This is a genomic window from Quyinboa ferrireducens, from assembly GCF_042436675.1.
Taxonomy (GTDB): domain Bacteria; phylum Bacteroidota; class Bacteroidia; order Bacteroidales; family UBA5342; genus JBHJHP01.
The window spans coordinates 36,038-57,314 of record NZ_JBHMVA010000003.1 but is presented as its reverse complement, the minus strand read 5'-3'; the positions used below and the strand labels follow the sequence as shown (position 1 = coordinate 57,314).

The 21,277-nt window shown below is 39.4% G+C and carries 14 protein-coding genes; 1 reads left to right on the top strand and 13 read right to left on the bottom strand.

Annotation, left to right across the window (positions count from 1 at the left end):
- Positions 1-41 precede the first annotated feature (41 nt).
- The 8 genes from ACE01N_RS06405 to ACE01N_RS06370 form a co-directional block, all read right to left on the bottom strand.
- Positions 42-794 (bottom strand): phosphatase PAP2 family protein, encoded by a 753-nt coding sequence (locus ACE01N_RS06405; protein WP_380585977.1) that lies wholly within the window; start codon positions 792-794, stop codon positions 42-44.
- Positions 778-1,239 (bottom strand): PepSY-like domain-containing protein, encoded by a 462-nt coding sequence (locus tag ACE01N_RS06400; protein WP_380585975.1) that lies wholly within the window; start codon positions 1,237-1,239, stop codon positions 778-780. Before ACE01N_RS06400 ends, ACE01N_RS06405 begins: the two co-directional genes overlap by 17 nt.
- A 65-nt stretch (positions 1,240-1,304) precedes the next feature.
- Complete coding sequence (locus ACE01N_RS06395) at positions 1,305-2,486, bottom strand: acyloxyacyl hydrolase (RefSeq protein ID WP_380585973.1); 1,182 nt, start codon at positions 2,484-2,486, stop codon at positions 1,305-1,307.
- Between the two features lie 16 nt (positions 2,487-2,502).
- Complete coding sequence (locus ACE01N_RS06390) at positions 2,503-5,514, bottom strand: efflux RND transporter permease subunit (protein ID WP_380585971.1); 3,012 nt, start codon at positions 5,512-5,514, stop codon at positions 2,503-2,505.
- Positions 5,515-5,518: 4 nt separating this feature from the next.
- Positions 5,519-6,412: an efflux RND transporter periplasmic adaptor subunit gene (locus tag ACE01N_RS06385; protein ID WP_380585969.1), complete on the bottom strand. Its 894-nt coding sequence runs from the start codon at positions 6,410-6,412 to the stop codon at positions 5,519-5,521.
- Between the two features lie 10 nt (positions 6,413-6,422).
- A complete protein-coding gene (locus tag ACE01N_RS06380) occupies positions 6,423-7,706 on the bottom strand; it encodes a TolC family protein (protein WP_380585967.1) in 1,284 nt (427 codons plus the stop codon).
- The gene (locus ACE01N_RS06375; RefSeq protein WP_380585965.1) at positions 7,703-8,980 is read right to left on the bottom strand and encodes a sensor histidine kinase; all 1,278 of its coding nucleotides are present in this window, start codon (positions 8,978-8,980) and stop codon (positions 7,703-7,705) included. Before ACE01N_RS06375 ends, ACE01N_RS06380 begins: the two co-directional genes overlap by 4 nt.
- A gap of 16 nt (positions 8,981-8,996) precedes the next feature.
- Complete coding sequence (locus ACE01N_RS06370; protein ID WP_380585963.1) at positions 8,997-9,674, bottom strand: response regulator transcription factor; 678 nt, start codon at positions 9,672-9,674, stop codon at positions 8,997-8,999.
- A gap of 194 nt (positions 9,675-9,868) precedes the next feature.
- Here ACE01N_RS06370 and ACE01N_RS06365 point away from each other — a divergent pair, with 194 nt between their 5' ends.
- Complete coding sequence (locus ACE01N_RS06365; protein WP_380585961.1) at positions 9,869-13,117, top strand: PAS domain S-box protein; 3,249 nt, start codon at positions 9,869-9,871, stop codon at positions 13,115-13,117.
- A gap of 157 nt (positions 13,118-13,274) precedes the next feature.
- Here the strand turns inward: ACE01N_RS06365 and ACE01N_RS06360 are convergent, their stop codons facing one another.
- The 5 genes from ACE01N_RS06360 to ACE01N_RS06340 form a co-directional block, all read right to left on the bottom strand.
- Positions 13,275-14,453 carry an efflux RND transporter periplasmic adaptor subunit gene (locus ACE01N_RS06360; RefSeq protein WP_380585959.1) on the bottom strand — a complete coding sequence of 393 codons (1,179 nt, stop codon included), beginning with the start codon at positions 14,451-14,453 and terminating at the stop codon, positions 13,275-13,277.
- Positions 14,454-14,459: 6 nt separating this feature from the next.
- On the bottom strand, positions 14,460-18,800 hold the full coding sequence (locus ACE01N_RS06355) for a CusA/CzcA family heavy metal efflux RND transporter (protein ID WP_380585957.1): 4,341 nt from the start codon (positions 18,798-18,800) through the stop codon (positions 14,460-14,462).
- Positions 18,801-19,003: 203 nt separating this feature from the next.
- Positions 19,004-19,402, bottom strand: a complete 399-nt coding sequence (locus ACE01N_RS06350; RefSeq protein WP_380585955.1) for a hypothetical protein — start codon at positions 19,400-19,402, stop codon at positions 19,004-19,006.
- Positions 19,403-19,477: 75 nt separating this feature from the next.
- On the bottom strand, positions 19,478-20,230 hold the full coding sequence (locus tag ACE01N_RS06345) for a LytR/AlgR family response regulator transcription factor (RefSeq protein ID WP_380585953.1): 753 nt from the start codon (positions 20,228-20,230) through the stop codon (positions 19,478-19,480).
- Entirely contained in the window at positions 20,211-21,269 is a 1,059-nt protein-coding gene (locus tag ACE01N_RS06340; RefSeq protein WP_380585951.1) for a sensor histidine kinase, read from the bottom strand. The genes ACE01N_RS06345 and ACE01N_RS06340 overlap by 20 nt, the downstream gene beginning before the upstream one ends.
- Between the last annotated feature and the right edge of the window lie 8 nt (positions 21,270-21,277).

The following is a 21,277-nucleotide window of genomic DNA, read 5'->3' as shown; positions in this document are numbered from 1 at the left end:
GCAATACAGAGTAAAAAATCGGAATAGGGTTTATGGTTCAATTAGAAACTGTATACTGCGTAAAGTCCCGGATTGTGATCATCAAACAGAGGAATAATAGTAATCTTTATATCCTTTTTTAAGGGATTGAAATTTTTTAATGGCTCAAAATGATATACCAAATGTGTAACCAGTAAACCAATTCCGGCTCCCACCATAACATCCGATAACCAGTGTTTATTATTGATCATTCGGAATGAAGCTGTTGCTGTTGAGAAGGCAAAACCACTGTAAGCCAGAAGTGGTGATGTTTCGTTGAATTCGTGGTATAATACGGTAGCGTTGGTAAATGCAAGAGTTGTGTGACCCGAAGGAAAAGAAAATCTGGCTCCCGTTGGACGTGTTTTTAGGGTCAGAAATTTAAGACCATGTGTAATTGATGCTGTAATAACATTGGATATAATAAGATATTTCGTTTGATCAAACCAATGGTTTTTTGCTTTTACGCCGCATAGATCAGCCAGGTAAAGTTCTGCAACAGGGGCATATTGCATGTAATCGTCTATCCTGAACTCATAGCCATTCCCTACGGTGTTTCGGAGGTTAGTCTGCATATTCTTTTCAAACAGACTACCACTGATAATACTACCTGCTCCAATTAGAGAAGCAGGCAATATTTCGGTTTTAATAAGTGATTTTATTGTAGTGCTATCCTTAACCTGAGCCAACGATTTGGCATGGAATGAAAGTAAAGCAAATGTCAACAATGCAAAAAGTTCAGGTTTTAAGGGGCAACGATTAATCATTATCTTCATCGTTTTCATCTATTTTCTTTTGTTTGATAACTTTACCGCTTTTATTAAAAACTATTTCCAGAGCTTCACCCTTCCTTTCCAGTTTTATTTCGTAAAATACGCCATCGCGTGTTTCTGAAATTTCGGCTTCGTCCGTTTTATACCCGCTGAAATCTTTTGTTATAGTGTTTTTTATACTTTCAGGAAGATCTTTTTTGCTGATTTCTGATTCAGTTTCGAGCCATTTTCCTGAAGTATCATAATTGGCAGAATATTCCATTCCGTTTATTCTGAATTCAGCTTCCCATTCCGTTTCTGATTCTTTTCCCCACTCAACATGTTTTGCGTTGGGGAATTTTTTTGCAAATGCTGCTTTAACCTGTTCAGGTACTTTTACATTTGGCTGACCACAAGCATTTAGCATTAGGGCTGACAGTAAGGCAATCGTTAATGTGACTGATTTCATAATTTGTATTTTAGTTTGTAATGCTCAAATTTAAAGCTTGATTCTAAAGGAAATTTGAAGTGTTGTTACTTCCTGTAAAACCGGTATCCTAAATTCCATTCTACAAAATCAGACACGTGGAACTTATACGCTCTTAATGTAATACCTGCAAATATTTTGTCCGTCAGGTAATATTTAAGTCCGACCTTTTGATGAAATACAGGTGTTAAATTATCAATATGTTTACGATACAGATAGAAGGATGGCTGCAGAACCAGCGACAAACGATTCGCAACCAGTTCATATGTTGGATAAATACTGATCATGAGTTTATCGGTAAAAGGTCCGTCTACTGCTTCAAGTTCATTATTGTTTACTGCTACCTGAGTCGCAATAGAACCATCATAGGAAAAAGACATACCAGCGCCAATTTTTGACTTGTAGCTGATTTGACGGTTATAGCCCAATGAAAAGCCTATCTCAGGGAAAAATACGCCTTCATACTTTTCCATAATATTGATATCTACATTATCGAATACCACGTTTTTGGCTCCACCATAAAATGAGATCAGCCATTCACTGTTGGGTTTAAAATCCGGCACTTCCCGGTGAATAAACTCAGGTCTTTCATGGAGATCATATTTAATGCTTATTCTGGGCGCAATGGTGTTCAATCCGAAATTTGGTTTTTTCATACCACCATTTGAAAAGTGGGTGAGGCTGAAACCTGCATTTAAAGCAATCTTGTCCGTCAGATAGTATTCCAGGTTCATTCCAGCATCCAGTAAAAATGATTCACCTGCACCGATGGCCACATTGTACTGATTGGTAACCGGATTAAACGATTTCCAGTTAAACGTTGCTCCAAAGCCAATTTCGTAATTAAACGTGAGATTTTCCCAGCGGTGAAAAGGGCCGTTGAAAAAGCCGTATATGGCAATTGGATTACCAATCTCCTCAGGATTATAAAAGTCGGCGGTATAGATTCCGGCTCCCCAATACGGATAATTAAAAATTTGCTGCCACAGTTTTTCTCCGGTTGTCTGGGTGGCTAATTTCAGTGCAAAGGCCTGGTAGGCATTAATCTTCTCAGCTTCAATGTTTGCACCTCTTAAAAAATCATTGGTTGCAAAAACATGTCCGTTCTGGTACATGAACTGAAGAGAAGAATAAGTCATAAAGTTGTGTTTCTTTATTTGTGCCGAATCTTTCTGGGCAGATACAATTCCAACACAAAACAGAAAAAGGATAACGTAAAGAAATTTCATGAGTTACAAATATGAATTAATGTTTAATAATCAGTTTTAACAGGGATGGAAGTACAATCAATAACAAGGGCAAAGCCATAACCAAACCTCCGATAACAGCAATTGCCAGGGGCTGATGCATTTGGGCTCCGGTTCCTAAACCTAAGGCCAGGGGTGTAAGTGCAACTATAGCACCGGACGCTGTCATTAATTTAGGACGAAGGCGGGTGGATATGGCATAATAAAGTGCGTTGTCGAACGATGCTTTTTTGAGCTCACTGAAGAACTGTTGAATGGTAAAGATGGAGTTCTCACCAATGATCCCAATGATCATGATAAGGCCGGTGTAACTGCCAACATTCAATGGCGTTCCGCTGATAAAAAGAGCTGCAAGACTCCCTGAAATACCCAATATACTGATGAATATGACGGCAAAAGCAATTCTTACATTCCTGAACATAAATAACATTACAGTGAATACGAGCAGTCCGCCCAAAAGCAATATTAACAGTAATTCAGAAAAAGATTTTTGCTGTTCTGCGAATGAACCACCATAAACAATCTGATACGACTGAGGAAGCGCAATACCTTTCAGTTTAGCCTGAATATCACTCATCACACTTCCCAGGTCCCTGTTGTTCAAACGGGCAGTTACAACACCCATGGTTTGCAGGTTTTCGCGTTCAATTTCCGAAACGCCGCTTTCAATACTAAAATCAGCAAACCTTGTAACGGGAAGCAATTGTCCGTCAGGCGTACTGATGTTAAAATGTTTCATGCTCTCAACAGATGTCTGATTATTTCCGGGGAATATCATTCTGATATCGGTAAGTTGTTCTTTTTCGGGTATACTGCCAACTACAACTCCGGCCATGTGCATTTCCATTTGTTGCTGAAAATCTGTTGTACTCATACCGAATTGTTTGAGTGCGCTTTCTTTCGGGTGAATCCTGATGACCGGACCGGCGACGACGATACCGTCAAAAACATCTGCCGTACCCTGAACTTTCTCCACAGAATCAGCCACCTGTTTTGAAAGCTCTTTCAGTTTAATATGATCGCTACCGAATATTTTAATTTCAATAGGTTGAACACTGCTCATTAAATCACCCAGCATATCCGTAATTACCTGTCCAAAATCAACCGTAAGCATGGGTAGTGTTGCTTCTATTTGGGTTCGGATCTCATCAGAAACTTCATCCGTTGTTTTCTTTCTGTTCTTTTCCAGCTCAATGAGGTAATCTCCGCGATTGGGTTCAGTAATAAAAAATCCCATTTGCGTTCCCGTTCTTCGCGAATAGGTTTTAACCTCAGGAACTGATTCTATTATGCGATCTACTTCATTGAGGATACGATCTGTCTCTTTTAGAGATGTTCCGGGAGGAGAGTTATAATCCAAAACAATTGATCCTTCGTCCATTTCAGGCAGAAAACCAGTTGAAAGTTTTGGAATAATCTCAATAACAGCAATAATGAGCAAGAGTACAAATCCAACACTTATGTACGGACGCTTAATAAAGAACCGGATCCATTTATGTGTCTTTTCTTTATGAGGTTTTATCTTGTTTTTGTCCAGAGGATGCCTGATAATCAACAGATAAATTACAGGCAAACCAATCCATGTAATCAGAAATGAACACAAGAGCGTTATGATCATGGTTTGGGTCAGGACTTTAAAATAGGTTCCCGCTACTCCCGACATGAGTTCAAATGGGATTAAAATAACAATAGTACTGAGTGATGAACCAACCATGGAAGGAAACAAAAATGAGATAGCTTTTCCGACAAGTTTTTTGGATTTTTCCCCCGGATGCTCTTCCCGTGTTCGGTGAATCTGCTCAACCACGATTATGGCATCATCAATTATCAGCCCGATGGACGCAGCTATGGCGCCTATGGTCATCAGGTTCAGATCAAAACCAATGGCATTTAGTACTGTAAATGTTAGTCCGAGTGTAAGCGGAATTGTGATCAGGATGACTGTGCTCGCTTTTGCCGATCGTAGAAAAATAATCACAACTACGATGGCCAGCAAAAGTCCGATCCAAAGTACGTCGATAATGCTCCGGATACTGGTTCTTACGAATTCTGACTGATTATAGTAAGGTTTCAGAACAACGCCTTTTGGAAGTAATTTATTGAGCTCCTTAACCTGGACCTGAACATGGTCAGCAACATCAATCAGGTTACTTTGAGGTTGTTTTAATACCGCTAAAAGAGGGACGTTATGTCCGTCAGCTTTTATTTTTATGTATTCATTTTTTTCAGCAATCTCAACGGTTGCAACGTCAGAAACGGTAACTTTTCGTTTGGCGTCGTCAAATATGACCAGCTTTTCAAGCTGATCCTTGTTTTTTATGGTTGCATCTGTTACCGTTAAATAAAGCCGGTTATAATCGTTGGTGTATCCGTTTGACGAAATAAAACCCGTATTTTGGATCGCCGTTTCAATATCCGCCGGACTAATGTTAAGTTGTCTAAGTTTTTGCTGATTCAGTACAATTCTGTACTCTTTATCCTTGCCTCCGATAACCTCAACCGACGAAACACCGCTTATTCTTGATAAATATGGTTTGATCACATAATTGGCCAGCATTTTAAGTTCAATCTGGTTTTTAGTCTCCGATTGCAAAGAATAACCCATAACCGGTAAAATGGAAGGATTCATCTTTTCGATGGTGAGATGCAGGTCAGCAGGTAACAGATCCCTGATCTGGTTGATCCTCGATTCTACCTGCTGTTTATCCAGGTTAATATCTGATCCCCAGTCCATAAATGCCGAGATTTCGCAGCTTCCCATGCTGGTTGTGCTTCTGATCAAACTGAGATTTTCTACTTTTTTTACAGCATCTTCAAGGGGTTTGGTAACGGTCACCATCATTTTATCCACCGGTTGTTCTCCGTTTTCGGCGATGATCTTTATCTTGGGAAAAGTAATATTCGGGAATAGGGATGTTTTAAGGTGCGTAAATGAATACACGCCGCCAATCAGCAGAAGAATTAAAATGACAGTAACCGGACTTTTATATTTTACAAATATTTTTTCCATGTTTTTACTTCGTAATATGTACACTGCTACTGTCGGGTAGTTCGTAACTACCTTCTGTTATGATCAGATCAGTGTCGTTGAATTCCGGTTCAGTTATTTCAATAAGACTATCCGTTTCTATACCTTTGTTCACAGGTATCTTAAATGCGGTTGAGCCAGAAACCTTCATCACCCAGAATTCACTTTGTGTTTCATTGGTCATTACAGCCTGTTTGGGAAGAACTGTCGCGGCTTTATGCTGTACATCAATAAAACGGATCGTTACATTTAAGTTTTCAGGTAAGGTTCTGTTAGTCTGTGGTTTTATCATTATTTCCTGAGTTTGATTCTGACCCTCAATCATTGGGATTATCCGGTAAACATTTCCTGAGATAATGGATTGATCCGCAAGGATTATCTCGCAATTATCATCTTTTTTTATTTTCCCGGCTTTCTCAAAAGGAACATTAACCCTGATTACAGGTTGAGAGTCTTCTGTAACAACACAAAGCATTTCACCTTCAGAAACAAAATCATCTGTATTGTTAAACTTTAATTCCGAGATGTAACCATCTGCATTTGAACGGACTTCAATGTGTTTTGCAGGTGATGAATTTTCCAACGCTTTTTGTTCCCGTGTTTCAAGTTTGAACAGCAGATCATTTTGATGCACCTTCTTCCCAAAGAATAACTTATTCTCTGTAATGTATCCGGTTACGGGAGCAGTTAGGCGGTTTTTGTTCAGATACTCAGTGTTCCCGTAATACTCTGCGTATTTTATGATATCCACTTGCCTGATCCGGGTGACTTTTACATTAACAGTCTGTTGTGAATTATCCGGTTGTTTCGACGTATTTTTGCAGGCCGGAATCACTGTTATAGTCACTATTAAAAGAATCAGTTTATATAGGTTTTTCATTATCTTGTTTTTAATAGTTCCAGTAATTATATGCATTGATCAAAAATTGTTCTTCAGTTTTTAAGCCAAGCATATCCTTTTCTTTTGAAGCCATATCACGGTATATATTTTTTATATCCATAATGGATGCTTCTCCCTGAGACAGCTCCTTGCTGTAAGCGTCTATGATCGTTTTGTATTGTGTGATCTGTTCATCTAAAAGTTGTTGTTGCTCTCTGTTTAGCCTGATCCGGTTCAGTATCCCGTTGTTTTGCATCCGGTATTTCGATAAAAACTGTTCCTTTTGGAATTGAAGAGACTCCAGGTGTATTTGGGTTTTATTATGTTCTGTATGACGTTGGTTCCCATCAAAGAGTGTTATGGAAAATGATAATCCTGTACTAAACCCAAGACGGTTTATACCTGGTAAATAAACTGCGTTCATACCGGCACTGCCAAACAGATCTATCTGAGGTTTGTATTTCAGATCATACAGATCCTGCTCAGTTAATAATTTCATGCTATCAAGTCTGTACGATGTAAGAAATGCGGACTGTTCTTCGATATCAGGTTGCAAATGATAAACCGTATCGGTCAGGCTGACCATCGTTGTATCATTAATACCACAAAGAAGGTTTAGATCGTAGAGGTTTTGCTGATAAGCTGATATCTGATTCGTGTATTCAATGACGTAATTTTTGAGTTCGATATCAAGCAGCATCAGATCTGTCTGTTTATATACCCCATTGTCCACCAGCTTTTGTAAGGTATTTTTCTGGTCCTTAAGAACACGAATTAGTGTTAATTGTATCTTCTTTTCTTTTTGACTGCGAATGCATAACAGATACTGGTATCCAACTATTTGTTCAACCTCATGCACCGACAATGCAATTTTATTCTCATTGATTTGATGAGAGACGGTGTTGTCATTTTGATAGGCATCAAGTTTTGATTTGTTGAACAAAGGTTGTTTTACGGTTACAACAGCCTGGTATTGCCCTCCATCTGTTCCTGCCAGGTCATACCCCGAGTAATTATTAGCTCCTGACGAAACCCACTGAAATTTATCAGATACTCCATCGTGATTAATTATGGGAGCAAACAATACGTTAATGTCTGCAGTGACTTCCGGTTTGCTTAATACGGCTTGTATCTGATCCATATTCAGGTCAAGCAGTTTATTCATGTTTCTGGTTTCGTGAATAAGAGGGCTGTTCTCCTTTGCCTTTTCCAGATAATATGACAAATTCCGTGTTTGTGAATTAGTATAAGTTGCGGAAAGCAATAGTATGAATATCAGATAAATGTATTTCATGATTTGACGGTGTTTGACTTTTCAATTAAGAAACAGTGCATATCATTTTTTACATATTTTATTGTAAGTCCATGCGTATCGCAAATCTTTTTCACAATGGATAAGCCTAAACCATACGACTTTGAATTCCCCTTGGAAAATCGGTTGAAGATAGTGTTGTTTGTAAGCGTATTAGGTTCTCCCGTATTACATATTTTTAGCTGTTGATCGCTGATGCTGATCACGATTTTTCCATTTTTGTAGTTGTGATTTACGGCATTTGAAAAGAGATTGTTGAATAAAATATCTGCAAGATGATCATTGATTTCATGCATGAATTTTCCTGTTTCATGAAGTGTAATTTCAATGGACCTGGTATCAAATAAAACTGAAAATTCTTCTGTCTTTTGTTTTATCAGCACATTGAAATCAACCGTTGATTTTGTTGTAAATTGTTGATTCTCAATTTTAGCAAGTAATAAAAGACTCTGATTCAGCCTGGAAAGTTTTTTAATGGCATGCATTGCAGTAGCAATTTTTTTAAACGATTCTGAATCCATATCCTGTTGCAAAATCTCTTCAAGATTCAGACTTATTGTTGCCAAAGGAGTCTGTAATTCGTGAGATGCATTTTCTGTAAACTCTTTCAATGTATCATAATCAGATCTTAATTTTCCTGTTAGATTCTCAACGACATTGTTCAACCGGTCAAATTCTTCGATGTGCGTTTTTTTAAGTGTTAGCTGATATTTATCTGAGAAGTTATATTGTTCTATGGCATACAGATTATCTTCGAACTGAGCCCATATGGTTTTATTGACTTTTTTACTGATGAAATATGAGATTAAAAACGCAGTTAAAAGCAGGATAAATAAGGTTATGGTTAATATGATAATGAGATCTTCAAATTCAAAAGTTGCCTGGCGAAGCTTGATTGCATAGTATTTTCCGTTTATTTCAACCTGTGTGGAATATTCCAGAAATGGTTCCATTTCATCTTCCTGTTGGTTGTAAATATAAATTACGTTGAATTCCGGTTGTGTCGTCTCGATATGAGATATCTGTTTAGTTTCTATACCCGGCTCCAGGTTGGGGAGAGAACCTGTTTCGTTGATCAGTTTTTCAATCGCATCTGCTTTATAAAGCAAATTTTCTTTAGCTCCGCGTATAATGGTGATGCGCAGTATAAAATAGCCCGTTAGAGAAATCAGGATCAGAACCATCGTAAGTATAATGAAAAAGTTCCTGTTTACTTTTGTCAGGAATTTTATATTTCGGGATGTACGGGTATTCATTTTTTATGAGGTGTTTTTACTTTTCTGAAAATTTATAGCCCATTCCGTATACCGTTTGGATATAGTCGGTACCTCCTGCGTTTTTAATCTTTCTGCGGATATTGTTGAGGTGTGTATAAATAAAGTCAAAGCTGTCCGCAAGGTCTATTTTATCACCCCATAGGTGTTCAGCAATGGATTCCTTGGTTAGCACCCGGTTCTTATTCACCATAAAATACAGCAGCAACTCAAACTCTTTTTTTGTAAAAACCACTGTATTATTACCCACGGTTATTGTTTTGCCGGTGGTACTAATGGTTATTTCATTAAACGAAATGGTATCCGAACCATTGAAGTGTTTTCTGCGTAATACGGCTTTTATTCGTGAATTAAGTTCAGAAAACTGAAAGGGTTTGGTCAGATAATCATCTGCACCCAAATCCAGCCCCGTGACTTTATCATCCAGAGAATCTTTGGCTGAAACAATAATAATACCCGATTTTATTTGCTTTTGTTTGATGATCCGAAGAAGGTCCAACCCATTGCCATCGGGTAGGGAGATGTCTAAAAGGATCAGATCGTATTCATAAATAAAAAGCTTTTCTTCTGCCTTTGAATAGTTCTCTGCCAGTTCGCATATGTATTCTTCTTTTACCAGGAAATTATTGATGGCAAGTAACAGATCAATCTCATCTTCAATCACTAAGATTTTCATACTTCAAAATAACAAAGAAAATCTAAAGAGATTCTAAAGATTTGCTTCAGGTTTTCTTAAGGATGGTTAAAGTTAAGCATTCGGAGTTTATTTTTTATTCTAACTTTTTCAATCTGATTTTAGATCTAAATCAGGTTAACATAGATTGGTGCATTAATTTACTATATTTGTTATATACACCAATTCATTCCTGCATGAATAATTTGGACAGTTCCAATCAAAATACGCTCTTTTTAAAACTTTCGCAAGATTTAATGTGTACCACGGGTTATGATGGTAGTTTTAAATATCTTAACCCTGCATGGGAAAAACTAACCGGATATTCTGAAAAGGAATTGCTATCACAACCTTTTCCCATGATCCTACATCCTGACGACCAGGAAGAATATAAACAACAGGTTGACGCATTTTCGGAAAAAAGGACTTCAGCATGTTTCCAAAACAGGTGTTTATGTAAAGACGGTTCAGTAATATATATTGATTGGAATGCAACTTTGGTTCAGAATGAGAAAAAGGTGTACTGGATTGGCAAAAATGTTACTCAATACAAAATTGCTGAAACAAAGACCATTGAGCATAATTCAGATCTGCTATTTCTGAATTCCTTAGCAATTCCTTTAGCGGATATAAATACGCTTGATGAATTCAGCAAAATACTGCTCAAAGGGATAATCAAACATACCGGAGCTTTACTTGCTTCATTTGGTTATTATCATGCTGAGAAAAAGGAACTTCAACTTCTCCATATTGAAGCAGAAACAGGAGTTTTAAGTACAATTCTTAAAATTGCAGGAAAAAAGGTATTGCAAACTGTTTCTCCGGTTGATGACGAAGCATATCAAACGATTGTTAACAACACGGTTACCACTAGTAAAAGCTTTACAGAGGTTTCCTTCGGAGTTATTCCTGAGTTTGTGGACAAAACAATTCGTGCCTCAACTGGTATTGACCTGATTTTTCCAATAGCGCATGTTATTGAAGGAGAGTTATATGGGACCACTACACTTGCTTTTAAAAAAGGCCAGACGACGCCTTCCGTTAAAATGCTTAAATCTTATGCGCATATGATATCTGTTGCCTTGAGAAGATACAATGCCGAAAAGTCCATGGAAAGGAGTGAGAATAAATTTCGTCAATTGTTTGAAAACATGGAGCAGGGATTTGCTTTACATGAAATAAAATGTAATAGACAAGGAAAAGCTGTAGATTATATCACTGTGCTGGTAAATCATAAATATGAAGAATATCTCAATGTTTCATATAAAGACATTGTAGGAAAGAATGCAAGTGATATTCTCCCCGGGAAGGAGTTCCATGAATGGCTTAAAATATTTGGAGAAGTAGCCTTAACCGGAATAACAAAAAAATACAGTTTCTATTCAGACTACAATAAAAAGTATTTTGATGGTATTGCTTACCGAACCGAAAAGGGAAAATTTGCTGTTGCATTTTCTGACGTTAGCGATAAAAATTTAGCAGAGAAAGAATTAATTAAAGCAAAAGAAAGGGCAGAAGGAAGTGATTACCGTTTAAATCTGGCTGTGGATTCAGGCAAATTGGGAATATGGGATTATGATATTGGAAACAATACATTGGTCTGGAATAAAAGGATGTATGAATTATATGGTCTGAGTGCGGGTAAGTTTACTAATAGTCTTCAGGCCTGGGAATCCGGATTACATACTGAAGATAAGGCAGCAACATTAGCAGAACTAAGACTAGCACTTGAAGGTAGAAAGCAGTTTAATACCACTTTCAGGGTTGTTCATCCGGACAAGACAATCGTGCATTTAAAAGCAGATGGTATTGTTATTCGCGATAAAAATGAAAAGCCTGTACGTATGATCGGGATCAACAGGGATATTACCGAAAGTGTTAAACAGCAGGAAGACTTAATCCAGGCCAAGGAAAAGGCTGAAAAGAACGAAATCCGTTTTAAAGCAATATCAGAACAGGCAATGGACGGCATTGCGCTTACAGATTTAGATGGAACATATGTGTTCGTAAATAAGTCATTCTGTGAAATGACCGGTTATACTCAACAGGAATTATTACAATTAAAAGTTTTTGATTTAAGAGCTGAGGGTTCTGACACTAATTTGTTTGAACAAATTATCAAAGACAGAAAAAAAGGAAGTTCCGCACGAACAAAGCTGTTAAGAAGTGACAAATCTGTTATTAATGTGGATATAAACGGTAGTTTTCTTGATCTGGGATCCACGCAGTACATTTTAGGCATACACCGGAATGTTACTGAACTTGTGAACCGTGAGAATGAGCTGATAAAAGCTAAAGAGAAAGCAGAAGAAAACGAATCCATGTTGATGGCAGCACTTGATAACAGCCAGGCAGGTATTGCAATTGCAGATTATCCGGATGGAAAACTCAGATATGTTAATAATGCAGGATTATTGATAAGAGATAAATCGTACGACGAAATTGTAAAGGAAATTGATATAGACAAGTATGTTTCGAGCTGGCAAATACTTCATTTTGACGGTACGCCTTATAAAACTGATGAAGTTCCATTAGCCCGTGCTGTTTTATTTGGAGAAAAAAGTAGTAAAGAGTTTATTGTAAGAAGAGATAACAGTGAGGACAGATACGTCTGGGCAAATGCTGCTCCAATATTTAACAGAAAAGAAGAACAGATTGCCGCAATTGTTGTCTTTCTCGATATTACGGACAGAAAACGGCTCGAATTAGATGCCATAAAAGCCAAGGAGAAGGCGCAGGAGAGCGATCTGCTAAAGTCAGCATTTTTGGCAAACATGAGCCATGAAATTCGTACTCCTATGAATGGAATTCTTGGATTCACAGAGTTATTAAAAGAACCCGACCTTAGCGGAGAAAAACAAAGGGAATACATTAGCATCATTGAAAAAAGTGGTGATAGGATGTTAAACACAATTAATGATATAATTGATATTTCAAAAATTGAGTCAGGTCAGGTCGAACTTTCCTTTTCAGAAATAGATTTGAATGATCTGTTGGATGAGCAGTATGAGTTTTTCTTGCCGGAAGCCAGAATTAAAGGAATTCAGCTATCTCTTAATAAATTGCCCGCCCAAAAGCTCAGTTTTACTTCAGACAAAGAAAAATTAAATTCCATTCTCACAAACCTTATTAAAAATGCGATTAAGTACACCCATTCCGGTAGCATTGAATTTGGGTATTCAATAGATGATACTAATAAGCAGAATGAACTGAAGTTTTATGTAAAGGATACTGGCATTGGTATTTCTCCTAAAAGAATTGAAGCCATATTTGAGCGATTTGTACAGGCTGATATTGAAGATAAACAAGTCTATGAGGGTTCAGGATTGGGATTATCTATTGCAAAGGCTTACCTGGAAATGTTAGGCGGCAAAATATGGGTGGAAAGTGAAGTTGGTGTAGGTTCTGCGTTTTATTTTACAATTCCGCTGGATGCAGAAAAATAATGTATGGAATCTGCCAAATTAATTTAACAGAAATAGTTGAAAACAAATCCAATTGGGTTTTAGCCCATAATATGGATTTTAATCTGTACGACGAAGATGCAGGATACAACCAGGGTTGCCCAGAATGCAGTTACATCCTGGACAACCTTAGTTTTAATCAATGTTCATGTTCCGTTTCTTCCTTATTCATATCAGCAAGCAAATAGTAAGCGGCATTCAGAACTACCTCTGCATTTTCAGGAACAGAATCAATCAGTTTTATAGCGGTGAAGTCCCCGTCCTGACGTCCTGCAACAACTTCAATCATCTTAAATTCCGTGCCTTTCTCTTCGTGTGAATCGCCATCCTCATCTGCTTTTATAAAAATAAAGGATTTGGTCCCTTCACTTACAATGGCATCGTTGGGAAGAGCAGGTGTGCTTTGTGCATCGGTATGAATATGTCCGGAAATGTACAGCCCGGGAATCAGGCTTTCATCAGGTTCATCCAGTGTGGCATGTATGTGTACGGCCCTGGTTTCCGGTTCAAACACTTTCCCTACTGCAAAAATAGTAGCCAGGTATTCTTTCCCGGTTTGATTGGCCACATCGAAATGAATCTTCTGTCCCGGTTTAACACGTGGCACATCTTTTTCATATACCAGGAAATCTGCATGAATGTCGGCATTGTCGGTGATCTCAAACATAATATCTCTGGTATCAACGTATGATCCGGATTTGATATTGACCTTGTTTACAAAACCATTTATGGGAGACAGGATACGAATGGACCCCGATATTTTTCCGTTCAGCACATCGTCAGGATCAATATTCAACAGATCGAGCCGCGATTTGAGTCCTTCGTATTTTGCCTTGGTGATGTTGTAATTGGAGGAGGCCTGTTGCAATGCCTTTCCTGAACCTACATTGTTATCATAGAGTTCCTGTTGTCGTTCAAGCTCCTTTTTCTGAAACTCAAGGTTACTGGCAGCTTCTGCAAAATTTTCCTGTATGGTGATGTAATCCGGATGGATCAACCGGGCCAGTAATTGTCCTTTTTTTACCTTATCGCCATGAAAAACAGCGATTTCTTTCACGTTGCCGCCAAACAGTGCAGTGACTTCAGCGCTACCTGATGGTGGTACCATCAGCTGACCGTTGGTTTTAACCACAGTGGTCAGATTGCGCATTTGAATATGACCCAGCTTCAGGTCAAGGGCGTTTTGCTGTTGCGTTGTTAACACAACCACACCTTCAGCTTCGTGATGATGTTCTTCTTCGTGGCTTTCTTTTTGAACCGGACCGCATGAAATGCTTAAGAATGCCAGTCCTGTGAGAAAAAAATATATCTGTTTCATCTTGTTTTATTTTCCGGTTAAATAGTTTAATTCTGTTTGTAATCGCAATGCCTCAGCTTGTTTTTGAATGTAAGTCCGTCTGGTTTTATAAGCCGCTTCCACGTTCTGAATAAACTGGACATAATCAATGCTTCCAAGTCTGTAACCCAGTTTTGCGGCAGAGATCTGTTCGGCTGCCAATGGAAGTGCTTCGTTTTGGTAGTAGGAAAGAACCTCGGAAAGGCTGTTATACCTGCTAAATTTTTCATTATAGGCAGCCTGAAGCTTTAAGCGGTTCATCTTGTAATCCTGACCGGCCATCTTGTAATCCAGTTCTGCAGCTTTGTTTTTACCGTGTTGCGAAAAGACCATCAGTGGAACAGAAATGCCGGCCTCCCAGCCGTAAAATCCATTTCCCCCGTCAATGCTTTGAAGCTTATAACTCAGATCAAGTTTGGGGAGCAATGCTGACTTTTCTGCTTTCCATTCAGCTTTACTGACCTCCGTTTTTGCACTCAGGGCATTCAGTATCGGATTACTTTGAATAGAATCTTCAGAAAATACCTCTGGTTTCTTAAATGGTGTTTCAGCGATTACCACAAATGGTTCTTCCAGCAAAAGGTATTGATTCAGCGATTGCAAGGCAGCGTTGTAATCACTTTCTGCAGTTTTTTTATTCAGTCGTAATTCACTGTACTTTGAAGAAGCCGCAAGGTATTCAATCTTAGAGGTTTGTTCGGTTTTATAGCGCAGTTCCGCTGCTTTAAGAAAACCTTCAAAAACAGTATCCAGTTCCTGGTAAAGCAACCATTCTTTTTTTGCATTCAGTGCGGCATACCAGGCTAAACTTACCTGCTGTTTTAGGGTCTGCACCGCAATTTCTTTCTGTGTTTCGGCAAGTTGAATGCGTTCATTCGCCAGTTTTGTTTTTGCCGGTACAGCAAAAAGATCGATGTCGTTTTGTCCTACACCAATCCGGTTTTGAATTCCCGGTATTCCGCTTTTGGTCTCTTCCCGTCCGGTGTAAACCGAGGTTGATCCTAAATCGTAGGCGGTGGATTTCAGCGCTTTTTGCTTTTGAATTTCCATGTCAGCTGTTTTCACCGAAGGATATACCGCATAGGCTCTTTCAATAGCATCCTGAAGAGAAAGCGTTTGAGTCTGGGCCGAGACCGGACTGGCTATCAGGATCAGTCCGGTAACTAAAACGACAGGTATTGCTTTTGTGTTCAACCCGTTAAATGGCCCCTCCAGCCTGTGCTTACCGGTTTCCACCATTTTATAAAGAACCGGTAACACTATCAGGGTCAAAAGGGTAGAGGTAAGCATTCCACCAATGACCACTGTGGCCAGCGGACGTTGAACCTCGGCTCCGGCAGATGTTGAAACAGCCATAGGGAGAAACCCAAGGATGTCTGTAGATGCAGTTAGCAGAATAGGCCTGATGCGTCTTACCGTACCTTTTTTAATGATGTCGTTCAAGCCAAATTTACCTTTTGCCTTGAGTTCGTTGAAGCTGCTGATTAAAACCAGCCCGTTTAATACGGCAATACCGAAAAGAACGATAAAACCCACACCGGCAGAAATACTCAGTGGCATGCCACGAAACCAGAGGGTGAAGATTCCACCAATGGCAGCAAATGGAATGGCAGCATAAATCATAAGCGTTTGTTTAAACGATTTTACAGCAAAAAAGACCAGCAGAAAGATTAGCGCCAGTACCAGCGGAACCACCAGCGTTAAGCGTTTAGTTGCCCGTTCCAGGTTTTCGAAGGCGCCGTCGTAACGAATGTAATATCCGGGAGGCAGATCCAGTTGTTCATCCAGCGTGCTGCGGATTTCGTTCACCAGCGACTTTACATCACGGCCTTCCACGTTAATGCCGACATACGTTCGACGGTTTGTATTGTCGCGGCTGATCTGCATTGGACCCGGCTGATAGCTGATCTCAGCCACTTCTTTAAGTGGGATCTGGTTGCCATCCGGCAGGTTGACATATAAATTCCGTATGTGATCAATGCTTTTCCGGTGTGCTTCATCCAGGCGTACTACCAGGTCGAACATGCGTTCACCCTCGTATATAACGCCGGCCACGCCGCCACTGAAAGCCGTTTGTACCGCCGTATTCAGTTCATCGATGTTAAGTCCGTACTGACCAAGTTTATTCCGGTCATAATGAACCGTAATCTGCGGTAAACCGCGGGTAGCCTCTGCTTTTATGCCGGCAATGCCTTCAATGCCCGATACCAGACCCGCTATCTCCTGTACCTTATCGGCCAGCACATCCAGATCATCACCGTACAACTTGATGGCTACATCTTCCCGTACACCTGTCAGTAGTTCGTTAAAGCGCATCTCAATGGGCTGGGTGAACTCATAATTAATGCCCGGAAATACTGCAACGGCTTCTTTAATTTTGTCCATGAGTTCCTGTTTTGAGGATGCTTTGCTCCAGTTTTCCTGTGGTTTCAGGATCACAAAAATGTCGGCAATGTCCATCGGCATGGGATCTGTGGGAACATCAGCCACGCCAATCCGGCTTTGAATGGAAGCTACCTCATCCGGAAATTCCTTAAGCACCAGTTTTTCAATACGCGTGGATGCATCTTTTACCTCTGTGAGTGATGTACCCGGTTTTAAAAAGGCATGAAAGGCAAAATCGCCTTCATCCAGTTGAGGAATAAACTCCGCGCCCATGCGGCTGAAAACAAATCCACCGGCAATTAGGAGGAGGACTGCTGAAACTGTGATGAGTTTTGTTTTACGAATGGACCACGATATTATGGGCTTGTAAGCTTCTTCCAGTCGCTTAACCACTTTCTCGCCCCATGTTTTTTTATCATTTTTGGGTGGTTGTAAAAACAGTGAAGCCATCATGGGAATATAAGTCAGGCAAAGGATGACAACTCCCAGTACAGCAAAACCGAAAGTCATGGCCATGGGCTTGAACATTTTTCCTTCCACACCCTGGAGCGCCATAACCGGGATAAAGACGATCAGGATGATCAACTGGCCGAAAAATGCAGAATTCATCATTTTATTCGCCGAGCTTTCAGCAATTTTATTCCGTTTGGAAGCCGTCAGTGTTGTGCCGATGAATTTCTTTTTATGAAGGTAGTAGATCATGCTTTCCAAAATGATGACAGCACCATCCACCAGAATACCGAAGTCAATGGCTCCAAGACTCATCAGGTTTGCCCATACCCCAAACAGATACATCATGATAAATGCAAAGAGCAGGGACAACGGAATGGTAGAGGCTACAATAAGTCCACCTCTGAGGTTGCCAAGGAAGATGACCAGAACAAAGATCACAATCAGTGCACCAATGGTGAGGTTTTCGGCAACGGTTGAAGTGGTGTGTTTGATTAAGCGGCTTCTGTCCAGGAACGGTTGTATGGTGACACCTTCAGGTAGTGACTTTTGAATCAATTCAATCCGTTCTTTCACATCACGAATGACATTGTTGGAGTTTTCACCTTTCAACATCATCACTATGCCGCCAACGGATTCACCTTTTCCGTTTTGAGTGAATGCCCCAAAGCGGACAAAACTGCCATATTTTACTTCGGCTACATCTCTTATAAAAACAGGATGTCCGTCAATGGATTTAACCAGCGTATTTTTTATGTCATTCGGCGAACGCATCAGGCCTTCGCCACGAATAAAGTTGGCTTTGTGATTTTTTTCGATATAGGCGCCACCGGTGTTTTGGTTGTTGGCTTCCAGTGCGTTAAAAATATCAGTGATGGTCAGGCCCATGCTGCGTAACTGATCCGGATTTACAGCCACTTCAAATTGTCTGCCGCGGCCACCAAATGAGTTTACCTCAACCACACCTGGCACCATGGCCATCTGTCGTTTTACAATCCATTCCTGCATGGTGCGTAGATCCATGTCATTATAGGCTGTGTCAAAACCCGGTTCAGCCTGAAGCGTATACTGGTAGATTTCTCCGAGCCCTGTGCTGATGGGGGCAATAAATGGCTGACTAAAGCCTTTTGGTATTTTTTCTTTTACATCATTCAGCGCTTCACTTACCAGCTGGCGCGGCAGGTAAGTTCCCATGTTATCTTTAAATACAATGGTAACGACCGATAATCCAAACCGGGAAACTGAACGGATCTCGGTTACACCGGGCAGATTGGCAACAGCCAGTTCCACCTGATAAGTAATAAATTGTTCTATGTCTTCGGTTCCCAGATTTGGCGCTGTTGTGATGACCTGAACCTGGTTATTGGTAATATCAGGTACGGCATCCAGGGGAATACGGGTCACCGAATAAACGCCACCCAGGATCAGGCCAACGGTCATTAGTCCGATCAGGGCTTTATTTTTAATTGAAAATGATATAATACGATTGATCATACATCATCTGATTTGTAAGATTAATAATATGGCAGAATTGATCCGTTTGAATACGACGGAAGAGTCCTGTAACACCTTTGATGAAGGCGATTTAGATTACCTGTTAGTAACTACAATCTTTAGTTTTCTGCTTCACCCTTTATGCGTGGGGTAAATAGCAGAAAACGCGAAATTTTGCTATCACATTTGGTAATATGTAAAAATCAGATGAATTGTGGCGGACCACGCAGTGGGTCGGAATCGGGGAAATTATGCTGTTTGAAATCGACCGGATTAAATGCAAATATGTTGGTTCTACATATGTCCGGTTGAATCTCAGTCTCCGTATTTATAAGGGCAATAAAAACAAATTCAGGTTGTACAAAATTATAACGTGCTGTTAAAATACGGTCAACAAACGAATCATTGAACGCGTGACAATGGGTGGAAGAATCCTCGTGATCACTATGCTGATTATCATCAATGTTTTTAAAGGGTGATTCAGATGTGTGCGAATAAACCGAATCAAAATGGTGATGATGTGGAATCAGTTCGTGTGCGGAAATTAAAATTCCCGACAGTAGAATAAACAGTAACCCAATATATTTTTTAAACCTGTTCATTACCTCATTCTGAATGAACCACAAATATAAAATATTTTACAGAGTCCTTCAATACTGAAATGTTATGAAATTGCTTTATCGGTCCATCCAGTCCTTAAATGCTGCAACGCGTTCCCTGCTGACAATAATATCTTCTTCTGTTGGAGATGATTTGAGTGTAATTTTTAAGCGGCTGTTGGAAAATGCAAGCACATCTTTAATGGTTTGATAATTCACGATGTAATTTCGGTTCACGCGAAAAAAGCGATAATTATCCACCTGTGTTTCTATTTTTTCGAGTGAATAATCTATGGGGTAGTTTTTGCCCGTGGTTGTAAAGATAAAATTGCACCGTTCCATTATGTAAAAACAGACAATATCTGATGCGGGTACCGAATGGAAGTAATCGCCGGTTTTGATCAGAAAACGTTCTTTTGTTCTGGGTTGCAATTTTGTGAGAAGTGATTGAATACTGTTTAGTTTCGGTTGGGTTTGATGGATTTTTTTGAATTTATCCAACGCATGATTTAATTCGGTTGGATCAATGGGCTTTAGGAGGTAATCAACGCTATTTACCTTGAAAGCTTTAAGAGAAAACTCATCGTATGCAGTGGTGAAAATTACCGGCGTATCAATTTCTACATTTTCAAATATTTCGAAGCAGGTACCATCTTCCAGTTGGATATCCATGAATATCAATTCCGGAGCAGAATGAGCTAAAAGCCAGTTGGAAGCAGATTCAACAGAACTTAACTGATCCAGAATTTTGATTTCCGGGTCAGCTTCAGCCAGCATGCGTTTCAGCTTATCGACAGCAGGTTTTTCATCTTCAATGATCAGAACGTTCATTATCAGTCTTTTTTAGTGGCAGATAGACCACGAATTGATTTTGCTCTTCTTTATAAGTCATCGTTTTATTCAGGATCAAATGTACACGTTCTTTCAGATTCTTCAGTCCTGTGCCGGTAGATTCCTGCATGGTAGATTTACGTTGAATATTGTTTTTAACGCAAATCACATCATTTTCAACATTGAGTTCAATGATCAGTGGCTGATCCATTGATACTGCATTGTGTTTTAATGCATTTTCGATCAGCATCTGAACCGAGACAGGAATGACCTGATATTGGTCTGCATCGAAGATGGTTGAATGCAGTTCAATTTTTCCATTGTCCCGTTCTTTTTGAAGAGCAAAATATTTATCCACAAACGCCAGTTCTTTTTTTAAAGGAACAAGATCATTCGTTTCGTTTTCAATGATGTAACGATAGATTTGTGATAACTTTTGGATGTAGCTGTCTGCTTTTTTTGCATCGCTGTAAACCAGCTCTGATAGTGTATTCAGACTGTTAAATAAGAAATGCGGATTGACCTGGGCTTTTAAAGTCCGATACTGAAACCGTAGATTTTCTTCGCGTAGTTGTTGTTCTTTTTTCGATGACTTTCGCCATAATATAAAGAAAAAGGCAAGGGTGAAAAATAGCAACCATATCAATAAGTTTGCGTTGCCAAAACTAAGTTCCTGATGTACCATGTGGTTCCAGAATCCATGAAAGCTTTCTCCTGTAAAAAAATACCATACTGATACGCCAATGGTAATTGCAATATTGGCAATAATGAAGGCTGCAAGGTAAAAAATCAGGAGTCCCGGAATGATCTTTTTGCGCAATTCTTTATGGGAATATTTTTTTGAATGATTTACGAGATAAATGGTCAGGTACCCCAGCGAAATACACAAAATGAATATTGTAAAGAAAGAGGCTAAAGCAGTTGGATGAAATGCATTATGGTATTGAACCGATTTTAGAATCATGGCTGCTAACAAGCTGAAAAACAGCAGGCCAACATGATAGGTAATCCAGAATTTTGCTTTTTTAGATGGTTTCATTTGGTGTT

What these genes read in the sequence shown, in the direction of transcription:
- ACE01N_RS06400 (WP_380585975.1), bottom strand. Translation starts at nt 1,239, where the DNA reads ATGAAATCAGTCACATTAACGATTGCCTTACTGTCAGCCCTAATGCTA.
- ACE01N_RS06385 (WP_380585969.1), bottom strand. Translation starts at nt 6,412, where the DNA reads ATGAAAAACCTATATAAACTGATTCTTTTAATAGTGACTATAACAGTG.
- ACE01N_RS06380 (WP_380585967.1), bottom strand. Translation starts at nt 7,706, where the DNA reads ATGAAATACATTTATCTGATATTCATACTATTGCTTTCCGCAACTTAT.
- ACE01N_RS06390 (WP_380585971.1), bottom strand. Translation starts at nt 5,514, where the DNA reads ATGGAAAAAATATTTGTAAAATATAAAAGTCCGGTTACTGTCATTTTA.
- ACE01N_RS06350 (WP_380585955.1), bottom strand. Translation starts at nt 19,402, where the DNA reads ATGAACAGGTTTAAAAAATATATTGGGTTACTGTTTATTCTACTGTCG.
- ACE01N_RS06405 (WP_380585977.1), bottom strand. Translation starts at nt 794, where the DNA reads ATGAAGATAATGATTAATCGTTGCCCCTTAAAACCTGAACTTTTTGCA.
- ACE01N_RS06360 (WP_380585959.1), bottom strand. Translation starts at nt 14,453, where the DNA reads ATGAAACAGATATATTTTTTTCTCACAGGACTGGCATTCTTAAGCATT.
- ACE01N_RS06340 (WP_380585951.1), bottom strand. Translation starts at nt 21,269, where the DNA reads ATGAAACCATCTAAAAAAGCAAAATTCTGGATTACCTATCATGTTGGC.
- ACE01N_RS06375 (WP_380585965.1), bottom strand. Translation starts at nt 8,980, where the DNA reads ATGAATACCCGTACATCCCGAAATATAAAATTCCTGACAAAAGTAAAC.
- ACE01N_RS06365 (WP_380585961.1), top strand. Translation starts at nt 9,869, where the DNA reads ATGAATAATTTGGACAGTTCCAATCAAAATACGCTCTTTTTAAAACTT.
- ACE01N_RS06370 (WP_380585963.1), bottom strand. Translation starts at nt 9,674, where the DNA reads ATGAAAATCTTAGTGATTGAAGATGAGATTGATCTGTTACTTGCCATC.
- ACE01N_RS06355 (WP_380585957.1), bottom strand. Translation starts at nt 18,800, where the DNA reads ATGATCAATCGTATTATATCATTTTCAATTAAAAATAAAGCCCTGATC.
- ACE01N_RS06345 (WP_380585953.1), bottom strand. Translation starts at nt 20,230, where the DNA reads ATGAACGTTCTGATCATTGAAGATGAAAAACCTGCTGTCGATAAGCTG.
- ACE01N_RS06395 (WP_380585973.1), bottom strand. Translation starts at nt 2,486, where the DNA reads ATGAAATTTCTTTACGTTATCCTTTTTCTGTTTTGTGTTGGAATTGTA.